The 14,153-nt window shown below is 69.9% G+C and carries 14 protein-coding genes; 4 read left to right on the forward strand and 10 right to left on the reverse strand.

Annotated elements, in window-relative coordinates; all coding sequences use genetic code 11:
- Positions 1–34: 34 nt before the first annotated feature.
- The gene (locus SCNU_RS06030; RefSeq protein ID WP_009678462.1) at positions 35–568 is read left to right on the forward strand and encodes an RDD family protein; all 534 of its coding nucleotides are present in this window, start codon (positions 35–37) and stop codon (positions 566–568) included.
- A gap of 88 nt (positions 569–656) precedes the next feature.
- Here the strand turns inward: SCNU_RS06030 and SCNU_RS06035 are convergent, their stop codons facing one another.
- The gene (locus tag SCNU_RS06035; RefSeq protein WP_009678463.1) at positions 657–1,295 is read right to left on the reverse strand and encodes a TetR/AcrR family transcriptional regulator; all 639 of its coding nucleotides are present in this window, start codon (positions 1,293–1,295) and stop codon (positions 657–659) included.
- Positions 1,296–1,401: 106 nt separating this feature from the next.
- On the opposite strand from SCNU_RS06035, the gene SCNU_RS06040 reads away from it, so the two are divergent.
- The 3 genes from SCNU_RS06040 to SCNU_RS06050 are packed head-to-tail and all read left to right on the forward strand — an operon-like array spanning position 1,402 to position 4,780.
- A complete protein-coding gene (locus SCNU_RS06040; protein WP_009678464.1) occupies positions 1,402–2,337 on the forward strand; it encodes an SDR family oxidoreductase in 936 nt (311 codons plus the stop codon).
- A complete protein-coding gene (locus tag SCNU_RS06045; RefSeq protein WP_009678465.1) occupies positions 2,334–3,269 on the forward strand; it encodes a patatin-like phospholipase family protein in 936 nt (311 codons plus the stop codon). The genes SCNU_RS06040 and SCNU_RS06045 overlap by 4 nt, the downstream gene beginning before the upstream one ends.
- Complete coding sequence (locus SCNU_RS06050) at positions 3,266–4,780, forward strand: flavin-containing monooxygenase (RefSeq protein WP_009678466.1); 1,515 nt, start codon at positions 3,266–3,268, stop codon at positions 4,778–4,780. Before SCNU_RS06045 ends, SCNU_RS06050 begins: the two co-directional genes overlap by 4 nt.
- On the opposite strand, the gene SCNU_RS06055 is transcribed toward SCNU_RS06050, so the two are convergent.
- From SCNU_RS06055 to SCNU_RS06095, 9 genes are all read right to left on the reverse strand, one after another.
- Positions 4,766–5,269, reverse strand: a complete 504-nt coding sequence (locus tag SCNU_RS06055) for a nuclear transport factor 2 family protein (protein WP_009678467.1) — start codon at positions 5,267–5,269, stop codon at positions 4,766–4,768. The two genes, SCNU_RS06050 and SCNU_RS06055, sit on opposite strands and share 15 nt — an antisense overlap.
- Positions 5,266–6,153: a TIGR03619 family F420-dependent LLM class oxidoreductase gene (locus tag SCNU_RS06060; RefSeq protein WP_009678468.1), complete on the reverse strand. Its 888-nt coding sequence runs from the start codon at positions 6,151–6,153 to the stop codon at positions 5,266–5,268. Before SCNU_RS06060 ends, SCNU_RS06055 begins: the two co-directional genes overlap by 4 nt.
- Positions 6,153–6,947 (reverse strand): SDR family NAD(P)-dependent oxidoreductase, encoded by a 795-nt coding sequence (locus SCNU_RS06065; RefSeq protein WP_009678469.1) that lies wholly within the window; start codon positions 6,945–6,947, stop codon positions 6,153–6,155. Before SCNU_RS06065 ends, SCNU_RS06060 begins: the two co-directional genes overlap by 1 nt.
- Before the next feature lie 92 nt (positions 6,948–7,039).
- Complete coding sequence (locus SCNU_RS06070; RefSeq protein WP_009678470.1) at positions 7,040–7,795, reverse strand: DUF4191 domain-containing protein; 756 nt, start codon at positions 7,793–7,795, stop codon at positions 7,040–7,042.
- A gap of 213 nt (positions 7,796–8,008) precedes the next feature.
- Positions 8,009–9,055, reverse strand: a complete 1,047-nt coding sequence (gene lipA, locus SCNU_RS06075; RefSeq protein ID WP_009678471.1) for a lipoyl synthase — start codon at positions 9,053–9,055, stop codon at positions 8,009–8,011.
- The gene (lipB, locus tag SCNU_RS06080) at positions 9,052–9,729 is read right to left on the reverse strand and encodes a lipoyl(octanoyl) transferase LipB (protein ID WP_009678472.1); all 678 of its coding nucleotides are present in this window, start codon (positions 9,727–9,729) and stop codon (positions 9,052–9,054) included. The genes lipA and lipB overlap by 4 nt, the downstream gene beginning before the upstream one ends.
- A complete protein-coding gene (locus SCNU_RS06085; RefSeq protein WP_009678473.1) occupies positions 9,668–10,663 on the reverse strand; it encodes a TIGR01777 family oxidoreductase in 996 nt (331 codons plus the stop codon). The genes lipB and SCNU_RS06085 overlap by 62 nt, the downstream gene beginning before the upstream one ends.
- Positions 10,664–10,672: 9 nt before the next feature.
- Positions 10,673–12,430, reverse strand: coding sequence for a 2-oxoglutarate dehydrogenase, E2 component, dihydrolipoamide succinyltransferase (gene sucB, locus SCNU_RS06090; RefSeq protein WP_009678474.1), 1,758 nt, complete (start codon positions 12,428–12,430; stop codon positions 10,673–10,675).
- A 191-nt stretch (positions 12,431–12,621) separates the two neighbouring features.
- Positions 12,622–14,139: a leucyl aminopeptidase gene (locus SCNU_RS06095; protein ID WP_009678475.1), complete on the reverse strand. Its 1,518-nt coding sequence runs from the start codon at positions 14,137–14,139 to the stop codon at positions 12,622–12,624.
- Positions 14,140–14,153: the final 14 nt, after the last annotated feature.

Consider the following 14,153-nt stretch of genomic DNA (forward strand, 5'->3'; position numbering starts at 1 on the left):
TTGACTGCATGACCGTTTCCCGAGGAGGCAAGTAGTGGCGCGCGCGACGGGCACCTGGCTGTCGGGGCCGCAGTTCCCCGGGGCACAGGACAACGAGTACCGCGGACAGGACCTCGGACTGCCGGAGGTCGGACCGGGATCGTTGGCGGGCGGGTGGCTCCGTGTGCTCGGCCTCCTGTTCGACTGGCTGATCGCGGGCGGCCTCGCGATCGTGATCTTCGGCGTGAAGTCGGCGGAGGGCTCGGCCTCCAGCCTGGAGATGACGATGCGCAGCGCCGCGACGCCGCAGTTGATCATCTGGTTCGTGATCGGTGTCGTCGCCGTCGCGCTGTTCGGGTTCACGCCGGGTCAGTTCATCGCGGGAACCCGCGTCGCACGCGTGGACCTCGGCAGTGAGCGCGGGGCCGCCGAGGCGAGTGGCGAGTCGGCGAAGGCCGCGGTCGGACCGGTGCGGGCGCTCGGGCGACAGGTGATCCTGATCTTCGTGGTCCCCGCACTCATCAACGACTACAACGGCCGCGCCATGCACGACCGCGCGACCGGAACGGCCCTGGTTCGGACTCGCTGACATCGGGCGGTAGGCATTTGCGCAAGTCACTCCCCGTCGATCAAAGCTGTGAGCCGCTCGCAGGGGTGAGTGGGCGTGTCCAGACCGGCTACTCGATCAGGCGGGGGGCGACGGCGCGAAGGGCCGCCTGGATCACGGCGATGCCGGGTTCCACCGAGACGGACGGATCGACCGCTCGCTGGATGCCGAGGCCGATGCCCGTACTGAGGACCAGGTCGGCGACCTCGGTGAGGGTCGGCGGATAGTCGGTCGGGGAGTCGGCGGCCCCGTCGAGCAGGTCGGCGGCATCGCCGAGCACCGAGCGCAGCAGGTCGGCGATCGAGTCGCGGGCGTCCTCGCGCAGGGCGACGATCATGGCGCCCAGGTCCGGATCGCGGCGCGACAGGACGGTGAATTCCATCTCGAGCATCGTCCACTCGACGTCTCCGATGGTGCGGCGAACCCAATCCGCGAAGGCGTCGAGCATGACGGCCAGGTCTGACTGCAGGTCGGCGACCGCGCGGAGTTCACCCAGCTTGTCCCGGTGGATGTCGTCGAGGACGGCTCGGCAGAGGGTCGGCTTGTCCTTGAAGTTCGAGTAGACGGCTCCCTTGGAGAAGCCGGCGGCCTCCGCGATGGCGTCGAGGCTGGTGGCCGCATATCCGTTGGTGAGGAACTGTGTTCGCGCCGTGTCGATGAGCGCGGCGCGCGTCCGTTCCCGCTGGTCCGCACGGCTGATTCTGGCCATGGTCGAGATCTTACCTTCAAATACCAAGGGTATTGACATACTTCCAGTATCTGAACGATGATCGTTGCCAATGCCGAATGGCACGATCGCTGACAGAGGAGAATGCGTGAAGCTCTCGCAGATGTTGACCGCGCTGATACCGGGCGCCTACGCGCGGTCGAACCCGCGAATCGACCTTCCGGGCGCGGTGGTCGTGGTGACCGGCGGCGCCCGTGGGATCGGAGCCGAGGTGTCCCGTGCGTTCGCCGCGGCGGGGTCGACGGTGTGGATCGCGGACGTCGACGCCGACGTCGCGGCCACGACCGCCGCGGGAGTTCCGGGAGCACGGTCGCGGCGACTGGACGTCACGGACCGTGCCGAGTGGGCGACGTTCGTCGCCGCGGTGCTCGCCGAGGACGGCCGCATCGACGTGCTGGTCAACAACGCCGGCGTGATGCCCGTCGGCCCGTTCGCCGACGAACCCGAGGCGACTACCGACCTCATCCTGGACGTCAACGTCCGGGGCGTCCTCAACGGGATGCACGCCGTGTTGCCCGCGATGGTCGACGCCGGTCGCGGGCACGTCGTGAACGTCGCGTCGATGGCGGGCATGCTCCCGCTGCCGGGCATGGTCACCTACAACGCCAGCAAGTTCGCCGCGTACGGCGCGTCGCTCGCGGCTCGGCGCGAGTACGACGGCACCGGCGTCACGGTGTCGGCGATCCTGCCGTCGGCGGTCCGGACCGAGCTCGCGTCCGGCGCCGACCTCGGTGGCACACTGCCGACAGTCGAGCCCGGCGACGTCGCCCGCACAGTGGTCCGTTCGGTGCGGTCCCGTGCGGCGCGGACCTCGGTGCCGGGATGGGTACTGCCCGGCTGGCTGGCTGTCGACCAGTTCGTTCCTGAGTCGGTGGAGCGCGTGGTCCGTGAACTGGTGGACCATCGGCAGGCGATGGCGCTGAACGCCGACGAGCGCGCGGCGTATCTGTCCCGGATCGAACGCCAGGCGGCCGAGCACGCGGGCGACGACGTCCGCGACGACTCCAAGGCGGCCACCCGATGACGAAGACGGCCCTGGTGATCGGTTGCGGCGGGACGATCGGCGGAGCGTGGGCGATCGCCGCCCTCGACGAGCTCACCCGGCAGACAGGCTGGAATCCGATGGAGGCGTCGGTGCTGCAGGGCACCTCGGCGGGCGCCGAGATGGTGACGATGCTCGCCGGTGGGTTCGCGCCGTCCGATCTGGCCGATATGCAGTCCGGCCGGCCGACGAGCCCGGTCCTCGAGGAGCATCTGGCGGCGACTCCGCCGAGTCTGCCGAAACTGCCCGGGCTTCAGTCGATCACGCCGTCCACTCTGTGGACACGCAGCGGGGGACACGCACCGCTGACGGGGATCGCACCGCGCGGGCGCGGCGACTCGCGATGGCTGCAGCGGCTCGCGGACAGGGTGGACACCGACGGCGACGGCTGGCTGCCGCATCCCGGTGCGCGGCTGGTCGCCTACCGCGTCGACGACGGCGCCCGGATCGCGTTCGGCGCCCCGGCCGCGCCGCGGACGACGGTCGGGGAGGCGCTGCGCGCGTCGTGGGCCATCCCGGGCTGGATGCCGCCCGTCCGCATCGACGGACGCACGTACGTGGACGGTGGCGCGGCGTCGACCGCCTCGGTCGACCTCGTCGGCCCGGAGGACGCCGACCTCGTGTACCTCATCACGCCGATGGCCTCGCCGTCCGGTGTCCGAGCACCCGGACTCGGCGGTCGTGCCGAGCGGGCGCTGTTGCGGGCACCGATGTCCAAGGTCCTCGACGCCGAGATCGACCGGGTCCGCAGACGGGGGACCCGGGTGGTCCACATCGCCCCGACAGACCTCGACATGGCCGGTCTGGGCCCGAACTTCATGAACCGGAACCGGCGCGCACAGGCCTTCGACGCGGCGCGGCGGACAGTGGTCGAGACCGTGGGCCGTGCACTCGACGCCGAGGCCACGCGGTGACCGCCGTGCGTGAGCCGCGGATCGTCGTCATCGGAGCGGGCGTCGCCGGGATCACCACAGCCGTCGTCCTCAAAGGGGCCGGATTCACCGACGTGACGGTGCTGGAGAAGGGCAGTGACGTCGGCGGCGTCTGGCATTGGAACCGGTATCCGGGGCTGACGTGCGACGTGCCGTCGCAGATCTACCAGTTCGGATTCGCGCCGAAGCCCGACTGGCCGAAGATCTGGTCGAGCGGTCCGGAGATTCAGCGCTATCACCGCGAGGTGGTCGAACGATTCGGCCTGACCGACCGTCTCAGATTGAATACGGAGGTCGTCAGCAGCGTCTATGACGACGACACCGGACGCTGGACGGTCACGCTCGGCGACGGCGAGGAGTTGATCGCCGACTTCGTGGTCTGCGCGACCGGGGTCCTCCAGAATCCCGCGATCCCGAACATCCCGGGACTCGCCGACTTCGACGGGCCCGTGGTCCACACCGCCCGGTGGGACGACGACCTGCAGACCGCCGGACGCCGGATCGCGGTGATCGGCACCGGGTCGACCGGCGTGCAGGTGGTCTCGGCGCTGCAGCCCGACGCCGCGGCCCTGCTGCATTTCACCCGCACCCCGCAGTGGATCCTCTGGGCGCCGATGTCGCTGCCGCAGTTGCCGCTCACCGACGTCGTCCTCCGGGCCGCGCCGCGACTGCACGACGCCGTGTACCGCGGACTGCTGTGGGGATCGGGCATCCTGGCCGACATCGTCCGCAAGGACTCATGGCGTCGGCGCGCGGTGCAGGCCTACGCCCGGCTGTCACTGCGCATGCAGATCGCCGACGACGATCTGCGGGCCGCGCTGACGCCCGACTACCAGCCGCTGTGCAAGCGGCAGGTGGTGTCCGGAACGTACTACCGGGCCATCCGGTCACCGAACGCGCGGCTGATCACCAGTGACATCGCCGAGGTCCGCGAGCGCGGGATCGTCACCGCGGACGGCATGTTGCACGAGGTCGACGCGATCGTGCTGGCGACCGGCTTCCGCGCGCACGACTACATGCGGCCGATGACTGTGGTGGGCCGCGACGGGCTGACGATCGACGAAGCGTGGGACGGCGGTCCACGGGCCTATCGGATGACGGCGATTCCGGGATTCCCGAATCTCTTCACCGTGCTCGGCCCGAACTCGCCGACCGGGTCGATCTCGCTGCAGTACACCGCGGAGAAGACCGCCCGGTATCTCCTCGACTGGTTCGAGCGGTACCGGCGCGGGGAGATCGATCGCGTCGAGGTGACCGAGGAGGCGACCGCGGAGTTCAACGCGCAGGTGGTCGAGGCGCTGGAACCGACGATCTGGAACACCGGCGGCTGCAACTCCTGGTACTTCGACGAATCCGGAACCGTCGACCTCTGGCCGTTCGACCGGAGAACGCTGGACGCCATGCTCGGCCGGCCGGACCCGTCGCACTTCCATGTGACGCGGCACGACGACCTCGGCGAGGTGCCGACGGCGGCGGATTCAGGCGATCTGTGACGCCGCGCCGGGCAGGTGCGACCCGAGGAGCGCCCGGACCTCGCTCGATCCGTCGACCTTCCGGGCGGTGCGGTGCGAGACACGCCAGCCGTCCGCGGTTCGGGTGAGGGTCCAGTGGTTGACGGTGGCGCGGAGAACGGTGAACGCGTCGCGGTCGGCGTCGCGCAGCACGAGTTGCGAGTAGCTGACCACGCTGGCGTCGTCGCCGTCGATCCGGATCTGCGGGGCGCTCATCACGTGGCTGCAGCCGTGGTGGATCAGGCCCTGGTGCATGTCGCCGGTCACCATGTCCGCGATCTCCTGAGCGCCGCTGAGGAGACCGGTGTCGACGTCGTAGACGCCGTCGTCGGTGAAGAGAGCGAGCACGTCCTCGACGGATCCGGTGTCGATCGCCGGTCCGTATCGGTAGATCAGATCGGTGATCGCCAGCTGATCCTCGACGGTTCGGAGACGCGCTTCCAGGGCTTCGAGTCGTTCGTCGACGGTCATCGGGTTCCTTCCGTGGGGGAGGTGAAGACGGCGCCCTGTGTGCGGGCGATGGAGTGCAGTTCGCCGAGCTGGTCGGTGTAGTGCTCGACGCCGGTCGCGTCGATCGATGCGGTCACGACAGTGGCACCGGCCGCTTCGAGCTCGTCGAGTCGGCGTCGGGTGCCGTCGGGATCGCCGAGCGGGTCGAGCGGGCCGCTGGTGAGGATCACGTCGAAGCCCTCGGGCAGATCGACGGCGTCGAGCATCGCCCGCACCTCGGTGGGAGCGAGCGCGAACGGGCTGAAGCCGTCGCCGAGTTCGAGGGCCCGGCGAAGCGCGCGCCGACTCCGGCCGCCGACCCACACCGGCACGTGCGCCTGCACGGCGTGTGGCTCGACCATGAGGCCGTCGTAGGAGTAGTAGGGGCCCGAATGCGTGGGGCGGCCGGTGGCGAACGCCGCGCGGATCGCGGCGAGGGCGTCGTCGGCGCGGGCGCCGCGGTCGTGGAACTCCGCGTTCAGGAGGTCGAACTCCTCCTCGAGGCTGCCGACGCCCACGCCGAGCACCAGCCGTCCACCGGACACCTGGTCCAGCGTGCCGTAGCGCTTGGCGACCTCGAGCGGATGGTGGTAGCCGAGCACCAGCACGCTGGTCGCCAACCGGATCTGGCGGGTGATCGCGGCCAGATAGCCGAAGGTGGCGAGCGGATCCCAGTAGACGCCGCCGCGCACGGCGGCGATGTCCTCCGGTACTGCGACGTGCTCGCTGCACGTGACGTGGTCGTACCCGAGGGCGTCGGAGACTCGGGTCACCGCGGCGATCTCCGCGATGCCGGCGCCCGCCTCCCACGCCTGCGTGGTCGGCGGGTAGGCGGTCACGATGGGCAACCCGAGTCCGATGCGCATCAGATCTTGCCGACGATCTTCTTGATGTCCTCGATCGACTTCAGGACGACGGCGCCGCGGTCGGTGGCACCCGACCGCTTCTCGGCGGTCTCGACGTTGCCCTCGACGATCCAGACCGGGCCGTCGGCGAGATGGTCGAGACCTTCCGCGGCCACCACTTCGGGGTCGCCGATGGGCACGCCCGGCGAGTCGAAGTTCAGGCCCTTGCGCTGCATGGCGGGGGTGCGGGTGAGTCCGAGGACGAGGTGCAGGACGTCGACGCCGAGTGGCTTGGACTCCACCCAGAGGCCTTCGGCGAAGATTCGGCTGAAGGCCTTCGACGCCGCGTAGACGCCCTCGCGGGCAGATCCCGTGTAGCCGGACATCGAGCCGATCAGGATCACGCCGCCGCGCCCGCGGTCGACCATCGCGCCGGCGAAGTGGTGGACAAGGGGCAGTTGCCGCGTCACGTTCAGGTCGAGGACCTGCGTGTGCTTGGCGAGGTCGCCACCGACGAAGGCGTTTCCGTAGGTGTTCGCGCCGGCGTTGAGGATCAGCAGGCCGACCTCGATGTCCTCGGTGGCCGCGACGAGCCGCTCGACGGCGTCGTCGGCGAGCAGGTCGAGTGCCATGGTCCGCACCTGAGCGCCGGCCGCGCGGACTTCCTCCGCGGTCGCTTCGAGGCGCTCGGCATTGCGGGCGACGAGGACGACCCCGAAGCCGTCCGCGGCGAGCCTGCGCGCGAACGCGGAGCCGACGCCCTCAGATCCTCCGACGATCAATGCCCAAGGGCCGTAACGGTTCAGGTCGGTCATGCGGCTAGCTCCTCGCTGTGGATTCAGGTTTCCACGACCATCGCACTTCCGGAGCGAGGCCGGTAGTGCGCTGTTCCATCAGATGGGAGTCGTCATGCTCCGCGACGGCGCGTGGTGCGGCTGACGCTGCGCATCTTCGCTCCTTGCGGCATCGGCCCCTTGGGCATCGCCGCACCGGCGCCGCCCTTGGCCTTCAGCGCGGACAGTCGGCCTTCGAGGGCGTCCATGCGCTTGCGATCGATGTTGCTCGGGAGCTTGCGGATGTAGCGCTCCAGCTTCGACAGCGGGACCTGCCCCTCGCCGTCACCGACCATGACCTCGTAGATGGGGGTGTCGCCGACGACGCGGGCGGCCTTCTTCTTCTCCTGCGAGAGCAGCGGCTTGACGCGGGTGGGGGAGCCCTCGCCGACCAGGATCACGCCGGGCTTGCCGATGACTCGATGCACGGCGTCCAGATGCGAGGTGCCGGTCACGGCCTGCTGCACGCGCCACTGTCCGCGGATGTTGCTCAGCGCCCAGCCTGCGGCACCGGGCTGGCCCTCGGCCTTCTTGAAGACGCTGCTCTGCACGCGGCGGCCGAACAGGACGAAGGCGAGCAGGGCACCGAGGATGATGCCCAACGGGAGCGTGAGCCAGAGATTGTGGAAGACGAACTGTCCGAGCAGTCCGAAGATCAGGGTCGCGACGACGATGGTGCCGACCATCAGCGGGATGAGGGCCTTGTCCTCTTTCCGCTGCATCTGGAACGCCTGCCAGATCTGCTGCCGTCGTTCCTTGCTCGCCGCCTTGCGAGCGACCTTCGCGGCCTGCTTCGCCTCTTTGCTCGACTTGTCTTGCGCCTTAGCCATGACTGTCAGTCTACGGTGCAGCGCGGAGGCGCTGACGCAGTGTCGACCCCGGCGGCGCCGACGTCCCGCTCACCGAGAGGCATCCGCGTCGCCCGCCCGCATCCGCTCACGTCCGGAGGTGCGCGAGTGCAGGGGAGAGGAGCGTCTGCGACCGCACCCGAAATGCCGACGAGCCCCGGCGCATGGGCGCCGGGGCTCGTCGGGAAGCAGTGCTCAGCGGGCCATTCGGGCCAGCACTGACGACGCCTCCTGCGAGGCGCTGCCCTCCTGCGCGAGGTGGGCGAGTTCCGGCGCGAGCTCGCGTCCGTGGCGGGCCATCGCCTGCGCGTACAGGCGACCGGCGCGGTATGACGAGCGCACCAGCGGACCGGCCATCACGCCGGCGAATCCGATCTCTTCGGCGTACTGCGAGTGTTCGACGAACTCCTCCGGCTTCACCCACCGTTCGACGGGATGGTGCCGGACCGACGGCCGCAGGTACTGCGTGATGGTCACGATGTCGCAGCCGGCCTCGTGAAGGTCGCGCAGCGACTCGCGGACCTCGTCGGGGGTCTCGCCCATGCCGAGGATCAGGTTCGACTTCGTGACGAGTCCGTAGTCGCGGGCCCGGGTGAGCACCTCCAGCGACCGCTCGTACCGGAACGCGGGTCGGATGCTCTTGAAGATCCGCGGCACGGTCTCCAGATTGTGAGCCAACACCTCGGGTCGGGACGAGAAGACCTCGTCGAGGAGATCGGGCTTGGCGTGGAAGTCCGGGATCAGGTTCTCGACGCCGGTGCCGGGGTTCAGCTCATGGATCTTGCGCACCGTCTCCGCGTACAGCCAGGCCCCCTCGTCGGGGAGGTCGTCGCGGGCGACGCCGGTGATGGTGGAGTAGCGCAGGCCCATGGACTGGACCGACTCCGCGACTCGACGCGGCTCGTCGCGGTCGAGGTCCGCGGGTTTGCCGGTGTCGATCTGGCAGAAGTCGCAACGTCGGGTGCACTGCTCGCCGCCGATGAGGAAGGTGGCCTCGCGGTCCTCCCAGCATTCGTAGATGTTGGGACAGCCGGCCTCCTCGCACACCGTGTGCAGACCCTCGCTGCGGACAAGACCCTTGAGCTCGGTGTACTCCGGGCCCATCGTGGCGCGCGTCTTGATCCACTTCGGCTTGCGTTCGATCGGGGTCTGCGCGTTCCGCACCTCGAGCCGCAGCAGTTTGCGGCCGGCGGGTGCGTCCGCGGGGCTGGCGGGAACTGGCTGGGCGGGCGTGGCGGTCACTGGACAGATCCTACGCTCGCGGCGTCGTCGACCCGATCGGGCGAGGCCAGGGCGTCGGCGGAGTCCGCGGCGGGGCCTGCGGGATCGTCGAGGCACTGCTGGACCAGCTCGACGATGTCGTCGAGCACGTCGTCGACGGTGATCGCCGCACCCGACTCCGTCGCCAGAGAGGTGACGCCGGCATCGGCGATGCCGCACGGGACGATCGCGTCGAAGACGGTCATGTCCGGGTTGACGTTGAGGGCGAAGCCGTGGAGGGTCACGCCCTTGGCGATCCGGATGCCGATCTGACCGAGCTTGCGCTCACCGGCGGCGTCCCGGATCCACACTCCGGATCGTCCCTCGACGCGACCGGTGGCGACGCCGTGCCGTGCGGCTACCCGGATCAGCGCCTCCTCGAGACGACGAACGTAGTCGACGACGTCGAGCGGTTCGGCCAACTTGACGATCGGGTAGCCGACCAGCTGACCCGGACCGTGCCAGGTGATCCGGCCGCCGCGGTCGACGTCGATCACGGGCGCACCGTTGACCGGTCGATCCGAGTCCTCGGTGCGCTTGCCCGCGGTGTAGACCGACGGGTGCTCGAGGAGCAGCATCAGGTCGTGGTCGAGTTCACCGGTCGCGCGTTGCTCGGCCAGTCGGTGTTGCAGCTCGTAGGCTTCGGTGTAGTCCATCACGCCGAGGCGGCGGACTTCGATCGATGCGCCGTCGGCGCGCGACGATGCGTTGGGCACAGCAGTACTCCAGTGCAGATGTCAGATGTGAATGAGTGAACGTGAAGCCGCTGTCGGTGAGCAGCTTCGGCACGACGCGCGACGAGGTCAGGATCATCTCCTCGACCATCTCGCCGCCCGCTTTACGAGCCAGCGCGGCAGGCACGCGAAGCACCGCGGGCCGGTGGACCGCCCGTGCCAGCTCCGCCGAGAAGTCGGTGAAGCGAACCGGTTCGGGTGCGGTCAGGTTGACCGGACCGGTGATCGTGTCGTCGTCCAGAACGTGGCGGATCGCGGCGATCTCGTCGGTCAGGCTGATCCAGGAGAACCACTGCCTGCCGTCGCCGAGACGCGCGCCGAGGCCGAGTCGATACACCGGACGCAGTCGGCCGAGAACGCCGCCGCGCCTGCTCAGGACCGGCGCGGTGCGCAGCATGACGACGCGGGCGGAGGTGGCGGATGCGGCGGCCGACTCCCAGTCGACGACGAGGTCGGGGAGGAAGCCGGTACCGGGCGGCGCCGACTCGTCGACAGCCGTGTCTCCGGTATCGCCGTAGAACCCGGTCGCGCTGGCGCTGATGAAGACGCCGACCCCGGCCTCGGTGACGGCGTCGGCCAAGGCCGTGGTCGGGATGATCCGGGAATTGCGGAGCCGCTGCTTCACCTGGCCGCTCCAGCGGTGGGCGCCGATGTTCTCGCCGCCCAGTGCGATCACGGCGTCGAATCCGGCGAGTGACTCCGGTGCCAGTCCGGTCTGGTCGGGAGACCAGCCGATCTCACGCGGCGCAGCCGGGGCACGGCGGACGAGTGTGTGAACGTCGTGCCCCGCCTGACTCAGCGCGGGAACCAGGGCCGAACCGATCAGCCCGTGGCTGCCCGCAACCGCGATTCGCATATCGGGTGCTTACAGCCCCAGGTCGGCGGCGAACTCGGCGGCCTCGAGACGGTTCCGGACGGTGGTCAGGAAGCGTCCGGCGTCGGCGCCGTCGATGAGCCGGTGGTCGTAGGTCAGCGGCAGGTAGGCCACCGACCGGGCAGCGATCGACTCGGTGCCGTCGGCGCCGGTGAGGACCACCGGACGCTTCACGATGGCACCGGTGCCGAGCATCGCGGCCTGCGGCGGAACCAGGATCGGAGTGTCGAACAGGGCGCCCTGGCTGCCGATGTTGGTGATGGTGAACGTGCCGCCGGCCAACTCATCGGGCTTCAGGTTGCCGGAGCGGGCGCGCGCGGCGATGTCGGCGATGGCGCGAGCCAGACCGCCGAGGGACAGGTCGTCGGCGTTGTGAATCACCGGGGACAGCAGACCCTGCTCGGTGTCGACGGCGATGCCGAGGTGCACGTCCGCGTGGTACGTGATCTCCTTGGCCTCCTCGTTGATCGACGCGTTGACGTTCGGGTGCACCTTCAGCGCCTCGACGACGGCCTTCGCGAAGAAGGGCAGGAACGTCAGGTTCACGCCCTCGGCGGCCTTGAACGACGCCTTCGCCGCCGTGCGCAGCGCGGCGACGCGGGTCATGTCGACCTCGTGCACCTGGGTCAGCTGGGCGCTGGTCTGCAGCGACTCGCGGGTCTTGGCCGCGGTGATCTGGCGGATCCGGTTGATCTTCTGCGTCGTACCGCGCAGCGCGGCCAGTTCGGGGCTGGCAGCGGCCGGAGCTGCGGCAGGCGCAGCGGGGGCTGCGGCGGCCGGAGCCGGAGCGGCGGCAGCGGCCGGAGCCTTCGCGGCCTCGGCGGCGGCGAGGACGTCCTGCTTGCGGATACGTCCGCCGACGCCGGTGCCCTTCACGGTGGCCAGGTCGATGCCGTTCTCCGCGGCCAGCTTCCGGACCAGCGGGGTGACATACGGGGTGGCCTGCAGGTCGCCTGCCTCAGCCGCCGGTGCCGAAGCGGCCGGTGCCGGAGCCGGTGCAGACGGTGCGGGGGCCGGTGCGGCAGCGGCCGGAGCCGGTGCCGCCGGAGCCGGTGCGGGGGCAGCCGGTGCGGCAGGGGCAGGGGGGGGGTCGGCCGGTGCCGGGGCGGCCGGTGCCGCGGCAGCGGCACTCGGATCGCCGATCACGGCGAGCCTGCCGCCGACCTCGACGATGTCGTCGGTGTTCGCAACGATCTCGAGAAGCACACCTGCGGTCGGCGACGGAATCTCGGTGTCGACCTTGTCGGTGGAGACCTCGACCAGCGGCTCGTCGACGGCGACGGTGTCGCCGATCTGCTTCAGCCAGTTCGTGACGGTGCCCTCGGTGACGCTCTCGCCGAGTTCGGGCATCACGACGTCGACACCGGATGCGGCAGCCGCGGGAGTCGATGCGGCGGCCGGTGCCTCGGCGGCGGGGGCGGGGGCGGGGGCTGCGGGCTCCGACTCGGCGACCGGCGCGGGCTCAGCGGCCGGCTCCGGTGCGGCAGCGGGCTCGGGAGCGGCGGCCTCGCCGGCTTCACCGATCAGGGCCAGCTGACCGCCGACCTCGACGATGTCGTCCTCAGCGGCGACGATCTTGACCAGCACACCCGCGACGGGCGACGGAATCTCGGTGTCGACCTTGTCGGTGGAGACTTCGAGCAGGGGCTCGTCGACCGCGACGGTGTCGCCTTCCTGCTTCAGCCATTGGGTGACGGTTCCCTCGGTGACGCTCTCGCCCAGTGCGGGCATCTCGACAGAGAAGGCCATTTGCGTGTGACTCCCTAACAATTTCGTGAACTGTGCTGTTCGGTCGATCGGTCGATACGGGGTTTTCCGCGCCCCAGCGGCGTGTGCGGGTCGCGTGATGTCGGCGGGATGGGCCGACGCCCGTGACTCACACTACTCTCAAACGGTTCCGGGTCCGCGGGAGTCCCGCCAACCCCGGAATGCGGTGCTCGTCACGCTCCGCCTGCGATGTCCTCGATGACGGCGACGATGGTCCGGACCGGCACGCCGGTGCCTCCCTTACCGGTGTATCCCCAGGGCCCGCCGGTGTTGAAAGCGGGTCCTGCCACGTCGATGTGCACCCAGTCGAGCCCCTCGGTGACGAACTCGCGCAGGAACATCGCGGCGGAGAGCATGCCGCCCCACCGGTGATTGGTGACGTTCGCGAGGTCGGCGATCCGTGAGTCGAGGTCGCTGCGGAGCTCGGCCGGGAGTGGCATAGGCCACCCGTTCTCGCCCACTGACTGGGAGATCGCGGCCACGCGGTCGCGGAAGTCGTCGGTTCCGAGCACGCCCGGGGTGCGGGTTCCGAGTGCGACCATCTGTGCACCGGTGAGCGTCGCGGTGTCGATGAGGAAGTCGGGCTCGTCCTCGCAGGCGCGCACGATCGCGTCGGCGAGGATCAGTCGTCCCTCTGCGTCGGTGTTGAGGACTTCCACGGTGGTGCCGCCGTACTGCGTCAGCACGTCGCCGGGGCGCTGCGCGGTCGAGGACGGCATGTTCTCGGCCATCGGGACGGTGGCGATGACGGTGACCGGGACATCGAGCCGGGCGGCGGCGATCGTCGAGGCGATGACCGCCGCTGCGCCGCCCATGTCGGAGGTCATGTGATCCATGCCCGCGGCGGGCTTGATGGAGATGCCGCCGGTGTCGAACGTGATGCCCTTGCCGACGAGTGCGACGGTGCGGTCGGCGCCCTTGGCCTCATGCGTCAGTCGGACGAGGCGCGGCTTGCGCGACGACCCCTGGCCCACACCGACGATGCCGCCGTATCCGGCCTTCGCGAGCTCGACGTCGTCCAGGATCTCGACGCGGAGACCGGCCTTGCTGCCGAGGACGCGTGCGCGCTCGGCGAACTCCGCGGGGAAGAGGAGATTCGGCGGCGTGTTGACGAAGTCGCGGGCGATCGCGACCGAGTCGGCGACGATCAGCGCGTGGTCGAGCTCAGCCTTCGCCTGTTTGGTCTTCGCGGGCACCGCCAGGAGGACCGTGGCCGGCGGCCGCTTCGCCGAGCGCGACTTGTCGGTCCGCAGCTCGTCGAAGCGATAGGCGCCGAGGTAGGAGCCCTCCGCGGCGGCGCCGAGCCCGGCGGCCGAGAGGGTGCTGACGACTCGGGCCGTGCCGTCGAGCGAGCGGATCGCGTTGCCCGCCGCCTGGCGGACCGTTTCGGGATCGTCGGCGTCGGTGCCGAGTCCGACGGCCAGGACGACGCCGACCGGCAGTGAGGAGGGTGCCGGGACTCGGGTGATCTCGCCCGACGATCCGCCGGCACCCAGCGCCGACAGCGCGCTGCTGATCTGCTCCGCGGACTCGTCGTCGAGGAAGTCCTCGACCAGGAGCAGGGTCGGCTCCTCGCCGTCGTCGGTCGCCGCGAGGAGGCCGACGACCAACACGTCGTCGTCGTTCGAGAGTCCGGTGGTCAGGTCGATGCGGGGACCGCGGACGCGGTCGGAGAAGTCGTTGGCGCTCACGCTGTTCAACTCTG

Source organism: Gordonia neofelifaecis NRRL B-59395, assembly GCF_000192435.1.
Classification (GTDB): Bacteria; Actinomycetota; Actinomycetes; order Mycobacteriales; family Mycobacteriaceae; genus Gordonia; species Gordonia neofelifaecis.

What these genes read in the sequence shown, in the direction of transcription:
- sucB (WP_009678474.1), bottom strand. Translation starts at nt 12,430, where the DNA reads ATGGCCTTCTCTGTCGAGATGCCCGCACTGGGCGAGAGCGTCACCGAG.
- SCNU_RS06035 (WP_009678463.1), bottom strand. Translation starts at nt 1,295, where the DNA reads ATGGCCAGAATCAGCCGTGCGGACCAGCGGGAACGGACGCGCGCCGCG.
- SCNU_RS06055 (WP_009678467.1), bottom strand. Translation starts at nt 5,269, where the DNA reads ATGACCGTCGACGAACGACTCGAAGCCCTGGAAGCGCGTCTCCGAACC.
- lipB (WP_009678472.1), bottom strand. Translation starts at nt 9,729, where the DNA reads ATGGACTACACCGAAGCCTACGAGCTGCAACACCGACTGGCCGAGCAA.
- SCNU_RS06085 (WP_009678473.1), bottom strand. Translation starts at nt 10,663, where the DNA reads ATGCGAATCGCGGTTGCGGGCAGCCACGGGCTGATCGGTTCGGCCCTG.
- SCNU_RS06070 (WP_009678470.1), bottom strand. Translation starts at nt 7,795, where the DNA reads ATGGCTAAGGCGCAAGACAAGTCGAGCAAAGAGGCGAAGCAGGCCGCG.
- SCNU_RS06060 (WP_009678468.1), bottom strand. Translation starts at nt 6,153, where the DNA reads ATGCGCATCGGACTCGGGTTGCCCATCGTGACCGCCTACCCGCCGACC.
- SCNU_RS06045 (WP_009678465.1), top strand. Translation starts at nt 2,334, where the DNA reads ATGACGAAGACGGCCCTGGTGATCGGTTGCGGCGGGACGATCGGCGGA.
- SCNU_RS06065 (WP_009678469.1), bottom strand. Translation starts at nt 6,947, where the DNA reads ATGACCGACCTGAACCGTTACGGCCCTTGGGCATTGATCGTCGGAGGA.